This window comes from Paraburkholderia sp. CNPSo 3274 (assembly GCF_024206475.1).
Taxonomy (GTDB): Bacteria; Pseudomonadota; Gammaproteobacteria; order Burkholderiales; family Burkholderiaceae; genus Paraburkholderia.
Genome location: NZ_JAMBPR010000139.1, coordinates 1 through 10,685 on the forward strand (window position 1 = coordinate 1; position 10,685 = coordinate 10,685).

Consider the following 10,685-nt stretch of genomic DNA (forward strand, 5'->3'; position numbering starts at 1 on the left):
TTCTCCCAAAAGGAGCAACCTTAACCGCCGGCCGATTGAGCCATCCGCAGTACCGCCAACCAAAACCGCGCCTTTCGTTTCGGCTCACCGAACACGCATTTCGGCGGAGTGAACAGCCGTTTCGGCGGGCTGAACACCGATTTCGGGAAGATGAACACGCGTTTCGGAGCGCCGAACACCGATTCCGGAATACCCCGAAACCGTTCGACTTCAACCGAAATCCGTGTTCGACTTCGCCGAAATACGCACTCACGTTCCAGGCGACGGCTCGATTGAACCCGGTTCAGGTAGCCGTAGATATAGATCTTCAACAACACGGCTGGGTGATAGGACGGGCGCCCTGTAGTCGATGGCATCGCGCCATCGAAGCTCAGTGATTCAAGGTCAAGCTCTTCAACGAACGCCTCGATGATCCTCACCGGAGTGTCCTCAGCGACAAAGTCGTCAAGGCATTCTGGAAGCAGCGTCACCTGCTTGCGATCTTCACCTTCTATGAATCGCTTCATCCGGTCACCCACGCTGAATGAGTTAATCCAGTTTAGGCGATCACCGCGTTTTCACACAGGCTCGACCCGATGCGACCCTTCGACCTGCCCGGGATTTAAGGGCGGCTACCAAGGTACAGCGGCCGTTCATGCGGGAATGCTGGACGGTGGGTGCTCGACTATAACTGGCATTATGCAGTTGACGAAGTAGCCGGTTGCGAGCGTATGCTTTTAAAAACTTGAATTCGCATTGACAGGATATCAGTTACTAGCTGGTGTCTGTTGCTTGGGTAATTTGCTAGGTGCAGACAAATGGGACTTTCAATCGTTCGAGTAGCGTCGGTCGACTAGCACCCGACAACGTCTCACGTCGACGATGGCTTACCCATACCCTGCGCAGCTTGTTCGCGTATGCCAAATTTTCTCGCAGTCTAAGAGACGGATTCAAAAAGGCTGCTCCGTCCGTCTGAAGATGTTCCAGCGGACGAGGGAGCAACCGAATTTGCGAAGTGCTTCGTGAATGTCGGCCCGACGTTCGAAGCGAATGCGACGACGACGGAAGTTGTGAAGCCACGCATGAGTACGTTCGACAACCCAGCGGAATTTGCCCAGACCACTGCCGTGTTCTCTGCGGCGCTTGGCAATCACCGGCTTGATGCCGCGCTCGCGAATCTTCTGGCGATGTGCCTCGGAGTCATAGCCACGGTCTGCGTAGATGACCATGGGCTTCTGAAGCGGCCGGCCGCGTACGCCGCGAATCGGTGGAATGGCGTCAAGCAGCGGCAGCGGCTGGGTGACGTCGTTACGATTCGCGCCAGTGAGGATCGCGCTGACAGGAACGCCATTGGCGTCTACGAGGATGTGGTGCTTGGAGCCTGGTCGCGCGCGATCCGTGGGGTTCGGACCAGTTTTTCGGCCGCCCCAACGGCTCGCACAGATGAAGAGTCCACGGCTGCTCGTGAGAAATCGAGTTCGCCTGCCTCGCGTAACTTCCCCAGCCGTAGCTTGTGCAATCGCTTCCACACGCCGGCCTTCTGCCAGTCGCGCAACCGTCGCCAGCAGGTTGAACCCGATCCAAATCCCAATTTGGTCGACAAGTCGCGCCAGCGGATACCGGTCTTGAGCACGAACAGGATGCCATTCAGTGCAGCTCGGTTCGCAACCGGCAACCGGCCTGGATTCTTCTTGCGCCGGGGTTTGGGCGAGGGCAGCCATGGCTCGATCAGTGTCTACAGTTCGTCATCAACAATCGGCGCGCCCATCCTTGGTTCCAGTTGTTCAGGTGGCCAAGGTTAACCTTGCCGAAAAGGTTAGCAGCCCCCAACGGGTCTTTTTGATTCCGTCTCTTAGCTCCCTGAGCCAACCTATCAATATTGAAGTATCCCCCGTCCGCTGCGCCCGTGATTCATCGCATGACAGAACAATTGAACGAGACTCAGAAGCCGTGCGTCAGCCGCAACGTCGCGACTGTGATGTGCGGCCAAAGGACCTTATTGAATACCAGGATGACAACCTGTGAGTACTGAAGCTGGAGGAATACGTCCTGGCCGTGAAACATGGTTAGGTCGTGCAGCGGACCGTGCGGGGGAGCGTCGAATGGATGCCCGCCGTGACCGCGATCCGGACCCCCATGTGGCAATCGGACAAATTCAATCCAAAAGGTGGCGCGTGCTGACTTCACGAGTGCATTGTTGCTCGCGATGGCATGAGCGCCCGTGTCCCCGACGAGCTGCGGAATGCCAAGAAACGGGATATTTCCGATCGAATTGGCAACGTTTGCACTGTTCAGTGCGTCAGCAGCAAACTCGCTGGTCAGCTCCAGTGTGATGTGGCCGAGCACGTCCTGCGCGGCAATGGCGTCCTTCAACAGTTGGTTGGGATTGTCTACAGCGCGCTGAAACAACGCCGAATTGACCCCACTCGTCGCATCATATGGACCGTTACTCTGTGAGCCAGGGACGTCATTCGCGAGGACGACTTCGGGGACCGCGTGAAGTGGGGGATTTGCCGCCGTATAAGGCCCCAAGTTCGCCGGCTGAATACCACGACCGGTATCCATGGGGGGGAGGTTCGGCACGAATGCGGGGAGTTCGGGGATCGGGTAGATGTCGGGAATATTTGGCGGGCCAGCCACCGGCATAGCGCTTGGCGCAACACCCTGCATGAGTACTGTGACGCCGTGAGGGATACTGCCCAAGCGCACGATTGTCGGGGGCAGCACATTGCCATTTGCCACCGCGGTGCCATCGGACTTTTTGCCGCTCGCGGGGACATTCAAGAATAGTCCAGGTTCGATATGCAACGCCTCGCCATGGTTCGGAAACTCTTTCGGGTCGCCGTCGTTGATGCTCTGAAGGTAGTGTAGCCCGTAGATTGTGATGTCCGGCTGGTCGCCGACGCCGCGATTCGGGATAGGCGTCGGGATCGTGGTGAAGGTCGTCGTCTCGACCGTCTGGTTGAGCTGGAGAAAGCGCCGTGTACCGGTCGGGTTGTCTGATGCCGGGTCCGTATTGTCTGGGCGCCACATTTGGCTGAAGCCCTTGCCTTTCCAGGTCCCAGCGAGGTTGCCAAGCGGCCCGAGGTCGATTGCGGTCGTAACCAAGTCGGCGGCATAGCGTGGTGCCCCGATTTTCTGCAGCCGGGCGGCGGGATCTTGCTGCACACCGCCGTGCGAAGTGTGTTCGTTCATGCGGGTCTCCTTGGTTTAGCGAACAGAAGCAATATTCGATATTTCAGGTGGAGGACAAATTAATTACTAAGTATAACTAACAGAGCGGATGGTAGAACGGAGAAATGGCACTGCCGCAGTTATGATCGTACGCAAGATCAATCGATTCGGCCTCCATCATTTGATGGAGTCTGCAACAAAAATAGGAAAATTAAGGATGTCGTTCTTCCCGAAATACCACGAACTCTCGCGGTTCAACTGCGGTGAGAGTTTCGCCGCGCAAGGGGGAGCCTACCCTAGCAAGTTTGGGTACGTTCAACCTGACGATTGACTGTTCAATCGCTTGAACAGAGCGTCACTCTCAACTCGGGACGCCTCGAAGACGGCTTCCCGCTCAACGAAATAGTTAAAGTAACCAGCCGGCGTCGTGGGTTCGACCTCAAGAAGGTCCACGATTTTGAACTTCTTTGGATTATTGTTGTCCAGAATGTAGCCGTCACGGAGGAGTTGATTGATCCGTTTCATGGCATCGACCTCGGCCTTGTAGCCAACTGAAAACCACATCTCACATTGCCAGTCTTGTACGTCGAACCAACTACGCGGGAGCCGCGACTTTAACCAACCATTTGCAAGTGGCCTGACAACGATTACTCGACTGAAACTGTGAAGCTCGGACACAATGCACGAACGGTGATACGCGCCGTCCATCCTGCCGCCAGGTAGGCCGTCGAAACCATAGAGAGACAGCCAGAGCGCCGACTTAATCGACTCCGCAGTAATCGGGAGGATCTCATCTTCGGTTTTCCCTTCAGGGGCATACCTGACGTCCGTCGGGCGATCTTTGGGAGGAATTGGGATGGAGCTTTCCTTTTTAATGTGGTCGCGTGCGACATCATTGCCGTAGAGAACCCCAGTTCCCGAGGCGGGATCATACGCGTTGAAGACCGCGCCAATGTCGCTGGAATTAAGAACACCAACGACATCTTCTATAACGTAATCGGGCCTCGACGGGACATACTGCTGCGCGGGAAACAGCCTGTCTGAGAAGATGTCTATGAGACTATCAGAGAAAGATGGAGGTGCGAGGAGATTCATGTATGCCTCGCGAAAGGCTGGCCTGAATACTCCTTTGTAACCGAACAGGGCTGTTTGCAGTTGCGCGAATGGGTCGCTTGCGAGGCCCGGTTGGATCAAGCCGTCGCGCAGATTCTTTTTGCCGGCTAGGTAGTTCGCAAGCACGAGTATCTGGCCGCTCGTAGCGGTAATCAAGTCGGGCCTGTATCGATTATCTAGCGCTGCTTGAAGGAATCCGGCTCCATGCGCATTGAAGCCCCCGAGTCCTGCAAGCGCGAATGCCGTGTCGATAGTCATGTGAGTTCCCGGTGTCAGCTTCTTGAACAAGAAATGAACCACGGTTCAGCGATTTGTGGAGCTACGAATCTACACAAACTTAGCAATAGCTGAAGTCATGGACTTGTACAAACGCACACAGCTTCCAGCGCAAATCGAGTTACACGAGACCGACGAGAACGTGGTATGGGAATACAAGGTCGGTCATGCGTTGCAAACGTTTTTTGTTCATTCAGTATCGTGCGCCAAGGGGCGAAACTGCCGAGGCGGCGCACTGAATTGGTGCTTGAATTAAGCGAATCCGCCAACTCTCATCCTTGAGGAAAAACGGACCGCCCCCGCGCAATGAAGAACATCATTGACCAATGGTTCTCAAGTCGATTTGAGGAGTCTATTTCGGATGCTGCATTGAAAAATTTGGATGCTTAATAAACGAGCGATTTCTTTAGAAGATGGTGAAGTGGCGTTGCTTCAAACGACCTCTGGTCGGCGCGAGCGGCGCGCCATTGCTAGCGCCATGGGGTGAACACGGTCCAGCAGACCGTCTCTGATCCAAGCCTGATGCAAACGGTTCCGCTTCCGCCTTCTTTGACAACGCTGCTATGCGCGGATAGTGCGAAGTGTTTGAGAGCCTCGGGGCCATCTAATTCAAATGTCTTTCCATCCGGCAAGTGCGCACTCACTGGAAGGCCGAGTTTTGCTAACTTTGTGAGGGAAGCGCCAGGTGTCTGGCCAACGCTGGGGAACTGGTCGCGCATGTGTGAAACTAAAGCTAGCGCAAGCAGGTTTGTCGTTGCGTTTTCTCCAGTCACTGCTTCATTCGGGGGAGGGTCGCCGCCGTAAATTGCTTTCAAGAGTGCCATGAGCCAAGCAGCATCCATGGTGTGACCAAAGTGCCTCAATTCGATCTCGTTCATTTCGATACTCCCGATTAGTTAAAGAAAGTTCCGCGGACATGCAAACAAGCCAGCCAGCTATCAATGACTCGGCGTTGACTAACGTGTACCTAGTACAAAGCCGATGGGACTTCGCTGAGCTCGCCTATCGAAGGCTAGATTACGCAGGTACGCTTATCAAGCGTCGTGCGGCTTGCTGTACTTGGACAAGGTCATCTCTGATTGGTAACCTTGGGAAGTTTGCGGATGACGTTTGGAAACTGGCTGTTGAACGTCGAAATCCGCCTCACCGGTAATGTCGCTTTTTATGACAGGATGGGGGGCGGCAGGCGTGCTCTTGTCGCTCGCGCCTTGTTCGTGTCGCGAGGCTCCCGCTGGACGTCATGCCACCCTTTGAGCTATTGACCATAATATTTTGTCCAGGAGGCGCTGCCACGCGCCGCGATTAGCGCGTGGGAAGCGGGTTCGACGCGATGTCCACCACTTCGAATACACGAGGCAGGAAGACTTATTTCACTCCTCTGTAAAGCTTCTGAAGCCGCGCGGCTTCGGCATCTTGTTGCGTGTACACGCTATCTCGATGGACCGTAGTTCCGATCTTGCTATCGAGCACAGCGGGACCGCCCGACATCGTGCTCCCTGACATGTCTGGTCCTTCCGAATCGCCCGCTGACACTTGTGGCATCGGCAATGGATTCGTTTTGGTTTCTTGGGCGCTGACTTGCCCGGCCAAAATGCAGAGTAGTCCAGTGACCAGTAGTAATGTGATCCTCATTTCCTTCTCCTTTCGAGAATGGTGGCGTATTTTCCGGTCGTGCCTATTACCGGATCGAAATACAGATGCAGCCCCCGACGTGAACGAGGCAGGTCAGCGCAGCCAGCAGAGTAAATGAGCGAGGCGCCAGCGTTGTCGATCTGGAGGGAGCAATCGACAGATGCAAGAGGTTGAACTCAGTATTGGTTTTGACCGCTGCATCGTCAATATGACTTAAGTGATAGCCGGTCAGAGTGAGGCATGTACCGTGGTCGGTTCGCCATCGCCATTCCAAACGGCCTGGCTTTTCGGCGCGGCTCGCGCGACTATGCGACCTACAGTTTCACGCATGCGCTCGTCGGCGACGTGGCCTACGAGTGCCTGCTGAAGAACCGCCACCTGCAGACCCACGCGAGCTTTGCGCAGGCGCTGATCGGTGAATTCAGCGACTCGTGTGCAGCCAAGCTCTGAACCGCTCGCGCCGCAACCACTCGCACTGGCATGCTCGATCGAGCGTTGCCTCAATGGCTGGCGGTCGCGCGCGCGACCATCGCGCGCAACCGGCCGAAAACGCGCGGCTTATGCCGCTGCTGCATTGACGGGTGCGAAGCGCCAGGGCATGCCCTTCTAATAGGGGGCGCTCAACGGAACGCGGTCGAACCGGATCAGGCAAGCACAGACGCGTACTCACCAGCTCACGGAATCACTTAGCGTCCCTTTTCTAACATGCGCTGTATCTCGGGACCACTGAAACCACAATCGTCGCCCTGCATACAGGGCGCAAATCAAGCTCTCTACGAGCGACGCAAACGCGACTTATCAGATTCCAGGCGGCGGGTAATGAGGTGAATCAGATAGGTCGCAAACTCCGGGTCCTGATAATGGAGTCGCATGGCGTCGGTCGCGGAGACCACCAACAGGTCACAGTCACTCTTGCAACATGCAGTACAGGTGCGCCGGTGATCAGGGGAGAAGAGTCCGATCTCGCCTAATATCGTGCCAGGGCCCACGTTGATGCCAATCTCTAGAATGCCGACTGTCCCGCGTACCAGGTAGTAAAGCGCATCGCTCGGATCATCCTTGTGAAATAGGACCTCGCCGGATTGGTGGTGGCTTGGTATCGAATAGGCGAGCAGTCGTCCCATCGAAAGCTGACCGTCCAGCGCACGGGAAAGCTGGGTGTCACGTACCTTCTGCAACCGCGCTGCGGCCACACTGGCCTGGCCCCGACTATCGACCTTCAATGCCCTATACACCGCATACAGGTGAACTTTCACAGTTCCTTCCGTGATTTTCAACTCACGTGCGATCGACTTGTTGGACTCGCCGCGCGCCGCGAGGGCAAGCACCTGGATCTGGCGAGGCGTGAGCAAGTGAATATCGGTGTCAGTTACCGCATTAGACTTGCGCTGCGCCTCTGAAGATGTCGCGCCCCAATCCTTCCCGAAATCGAGCGCAACCGACGGCGAATACCTTTCACCCGATATCAAAATGCGCAGTGCTTGAAGCAGGGAATCGGCCGACTGCGATTTTTCCAGGTGCCTTGCTACGCCGGCAGAGAGGAATTTTTCGACGATGTTTGGGGCCACTGCGGTAAGAAGCACGAGAACCGGCAGACCCGGCGATAGGCGACGTGATGCGCGCACGGTATTGAGCGCTTCAGACATGCAGTCGCCGTCGAGCACAAGCACGTCAGCCGTTTGCGCACCCTCGAACACCCTAGTTGTATAGTCGGCGCAGGCTACTTCGACGCGGTCCGCCAGGTCACCGAGAATATGGGCGACACCATCGCGAAACAAGCCCGCGGGAGCGACGAGAAGGATCAACGTTGGCCTCATTTGCTATCCAATTGACCGATCCTCTGCCTTGTCTCCATCGAAGGATGCGCGGCAATTCACCAGGAACAAAGCGCAAGGCGTGCCAAGGCATACGTGTACATTTAACCTTTATAGATGACACGGGAAGAAGAGTCACGCCGCGTTGAGACCTTCATCGAACGTGGCCTTTTGTGCGTCCGAAATTTCAGGAGGAAGGCCAAACGCGAGGCAGTCGACCATCGATTATCCTGCGGCTTCTTTTTGGCCGCTCGTGACGCCAGAGCAGCGAATCGAGACACCAGCCACACAGCCACAGCAATCAGGAAAGTGAAACTAATTGCACGGTAAAAGTGCTGTCACGAGAAAATCGTGCGGCGTGACAGGGGACCTATTAATCTGACTTGTTCTCTCCATCAAATGATGGAGGCGGTCCCTCCTGAATGGGAACTTGTCTGCGAGCAAGGTCGACGGTCCGAACCATGTCTCTCCCGACTTCGCGCGAACCGCACTCGATTGACTTCTCAAAAGCGGTTTTCCGTCTCTCGCCCGCTGGATTCGACGGAGTGCATGTGCCGCACTGGATTATAAAGTTATCCGAAAAAGCTGATCCTAGGGATGATCATCAGCAGGTTCACGACCCGCGCGAAGTGATTGTCCGATAGCCGTTTGTAGAGCGTCATGCCGTCTGCGGTTCCGAGCAGCGCCCCGGAAATGCACAGCAGAATGACAGGGTCGAAACCGTCCTTGCCCGTGGAGTGGCGCACCGGGCTGATTGTCGCTAGCGCCGCGACCTGGGTGATCAGGATGAAGGGCTGATACATGGCACGCTGGCGGTCTTTGTTCCAACCCTTGAACCCGCACCAGATGGTCACGAATGCTCCAGGGAACCCGGCCGCGCCACCCGTAGACCAAATTAAAGATGTCACAACTTCGCTAATAAAGATGTCACTTCGCGGATTAATCGCGAAGGCTGCCGAAAAATCGCCGTAAGTTCAAGGGAGCGTTAAAAACCCTGGGGTAGCGACTCAGACGCGCGTCGGAATTTGTCGAGGAAGACGGCGACCTCGAGAGATAGCGGTTTTGGACGCTGCCTGATCATTTCAAGTCTCTCGTCCAGGTCGCCGTTTATCACGGCGCATCGGACCTGAGCGAGAAGTTGAGCTCCTCTCGGCGACCATCGCATTTGTTGACGCTTGCACATGCGTTTGTTCAGGATCTGGTTGACCGCCGACTCGGCCATCGCAGTCGAGATCGGTTCGCCTTCTCGATACAGTTTCCCGTAATTAATCGTCGATCCACCGTTGGCTTTAACGTACGCAACAAGCTCGCGCACCCTGTATCCCAGCTGTGCAAGACTATCAGCAGCCTGTGGTGTCTGAGGGACAACGGAACGGCAGATGGTCAAGATTTCCCGCATCCGGCTCGCCGCCTTTGCCGCATTGCCGTGCCAGAAGCACCAACGAAGCTTTCCAATGCGAGCCGTCAACTTGTGCTTTGCTGCGTTCTCGGGTTCGGAAGTCGCGCGCAGGCCTTTGGCAATCTGTTCAAGATACCGCACGCGCATCGAGATATGGAACCAGTCGAGTACAGACTTGGGCGTGAACGGCAATTGGTCTGCGATAGTCTGCAGTCCATTGGCGCCATCTGTGATTACTGAGAGTTTCGGGTGTTCGCTGTTTGTGATGGATCGCACGAGTTGGGCAAGCCGATCGACCGCGTCGGGCAACTCTCTTCTGACAGACGCAAAAGCCCGCGGCGGATGGCCCTTTGCTGTAAGCCGCCCGGTGAGAACTTCGAAACTCGAACACTCGGAATTGCGTCGACCACGAACAAAGCCGCCATCGATTGCCAACGTCCATCGAGCGTCGGGACGCGCATCGTCACTCGCCGTTAGCTCATCGCCGTCTATGCGTGCGGCTGCACGCAGGGCCCTGTTTCTCACCGTGACATGGTTCAACGTATCGCTGACCGGCAGAAACTCGCGCAATGTTTGAACAACCTGACGGTAAGGCGTCCTTGCTGAAAGCTTCGCCTGGAGCGCGAGCAATTCCGGCGTCGCCCGCTCAGGGACATATTCCGACATAGGACCGTAGGGCCCCTCGAAATGAAACGGCGGTACACATGCGCAAGATATGACTCGCGCGCTACGAAAGCGGACCGTGCCAAAGACCGTATCCACCTTGCGGATCCGTCGGTCCTTCAGGTCGAGGAAACGGTGACAACGATCGCAGAAACGTCGCAGCAAGCAGACTTCTTCTGCCTGCGCTGCCACCACGATCCTCTGCAGCCAGTGCAGGACGTCTTTCCCTTCAGCCAATGACAGGCCGATCCTCGCCGGGTCGAGTTCGCGGTAGGGACGTTCAAGCTGACAGATTTCGAAGGACTCCGTCTCGCCATAGTCCATGGTGACATCGACGCGAATTGTGACTTTCATTTCTACCTCCGACGGCCCTGCCTGTCGAAAGCCTAGCAGGTTGCTGAAGTACCGCTGAAACATGTCATCGCGCAGAGTTCGTGAAGCGTTGATAGATGAACCACCACTTACCCACTGGAGATCATGCGCGGCGCCGACACTTTCACCGAGAGTTTGTTTTCCGTGCGCAAGCTGGACGACTTCGTCCCCAAGTCGCATCCGTTGCGTTCGATCCGCGTAATGGCGAACGAAGCGCTGGCGAAGATGGATCGACTGTTCGCCGAGATGTACGAAGCGGACAT

Annotated in this window: 8 protein-coding genes and 2 pseudogenes; 2 read left to right on the forward strand and 8 right to left on the reverse strand. The window is 56.0% G+C overall.

Annotation, left to right across the window (positions count from 1 at the left end; all coding sequences use genetic code 11):
- Positions 1–20 precede the first annotated feature (20 nt).
- From M3I54_RS45595 to M3I54_RS42325, 5 genes are all read right to left on the reverse strand, one after another.
- Positions 21–506: a transposase gene (locus M3I54_RS45595; protein ID WP_375542316.1), complete on the reverse strand. Its 486-nt coding sequence runs from the start codon at positions 504–506 to the stop codon at positions 21–23.
- Positions 507–929: 423 nt separating this feature from the next.
- Positions 930–1,711 (reverse strand): IS5 family transposase gene (locus tag M3I54_RS42310; protein ID WP_254346223.1). Its coding sequence is split into 2 segments (ribosomal slippage): positions 930–1,405 and positions 1,405–1,711, totalling 783 coding nucleotides; the frame shifts between segments, so codons are not numbered across the junction.
- A gap of 209 nt (positions 1,712–1,920) precedes the next feature.
- Complete coding sequence (locus tag M3I54_RS42315; protein WP_254346213.1) at positions 1,921–3,174, reverse strand: heme-binding protein; 1,254 nt, start codon at positions 3,172–3,174, stop codon at positions 1,921–1,923.
- Between the two features lie 294 nt (positions 3,175–3,468).
- Positions 3,469–4,524, reverse strand: a complete 1,056-nt coding sequence (locus M3I54_RS42320) for a hypothetical protein (protein WP_254346215.1) — start codon at positions 4,522–4,524, stop codon at positions 3,469–3,471.
- Positions 4,525–5,012: 488 nt separating this feature from the next.
- Complete coding sequence (locus M3I54_RS42325) at positions 5,013–5,420, reverse strand: hypothetical protein (protein ID WP_254346217.1); 408 nt, start codon at positions 5,418–5,420, stop codon at positions 5,013–5,015.
- 994 nt (positions 5,421–6,414) lie between these two features.
- On the opposite strand from M3I54_RS42325, the gene M3I54_RS42330 reads away from it, so the two are divergent.
- A complete protein-coding gene (locus M3I54_RS42330; protein ID WP_254346219.1) occupies positions 6,415–6,624 on the forward strand; it encodes a hypothetical protein in 210 nt (69 codons plus the stop codon).
- 323 nt (positions 6,625–6,947) lie between these two features.
- Here the strand turns inward: M3I54_RS42330 and M3I54_RS42335 are convergent, their stop codons facing one another.
- The 3 genes and pseudogenes from M3I54_RS42335 to M3I54_RS42345 all read right to left on the reverse strand — a co-directional run.
- Complete coding sequence (locus tag M3I54_RS42335) at positions 6,948–7,979, reverse strand: LuxR C-terminal-related transcriptional regulator (RefSeq protein WP_254346221.1); 1,032 nt, start codon at positions 7,977–7,979, stop codon at positions 6,948–6,950.
- A 581-nt stretch (positions 7,980–8,560) separates the two neighbouring features.
- On the reverse strand, positions 8,561–8,842 hold the full coding sequence (locus tag M3I54_RS42340) for a hypothetical protein (protein WP_254346222.1): 282 nt from the start codon (positions 8,840–8,842) through the stop codon (positions 8,561–8,563).
- 121 nt (positions 8,843–8,963) lie between these two features.
- Positions 8,964–10,404, reverse strand: a pseudogene (locus M3I54_RS42345) (ISKra4 family transposase); the annotation flags it as partial.
- A gap of 123 nt (positions 10,405–10,527) precedes the next feature.
- On the opposite strand from M3I54_RS42345, the pseudogene M3I54_RS42350 reads away from it, so the two are divergent.
- Positions 10,528–10,685, forward strand: a pseudogene (locus M3I54_RS42350) (IS5/IS1182 family transposase); the annotation flags it as partial.

Bases quoted from the DNA above. Each gene is read 5' to 3' on its own strand.
- M3I54_RS45595 (WP_375542316.1), bottom strand. From the start codon at position 506: ATGAAGCGATTCATAGAAGGTGAAGATCGCAAGCAGGTGACGCTGCTT.
- M3I54_RS42315 (WP_254346213.1), bottom strand. From the start codon at position 3,174: ATGAACGAACACACTTCGCACGGCGGTGTGCAGCAAGATCCCGCCGCC.
- M3I54_RS42320 (WP_254346215.1), bottom strand. From the start codon at position 4,524: ATGACTATCGACACGGCATTCGCGCTTGCAGGACTCGGGGGCTTCAAT.
- M3I54_RS42325 (WP_254346217.1), bottom strand. From the start codon at position 5,420: ATGAACGAGATCGAATTGAGGCACTTTGGTCACACCATGGATGCTGCT.
- M3I54_RS42330 (WP_254346219.1), top strand. From the start codon at position 6,415: ATGTACCGTGGTCGGTTCGCCATCGCCATTCCAAACGGCCTGGCTTTT.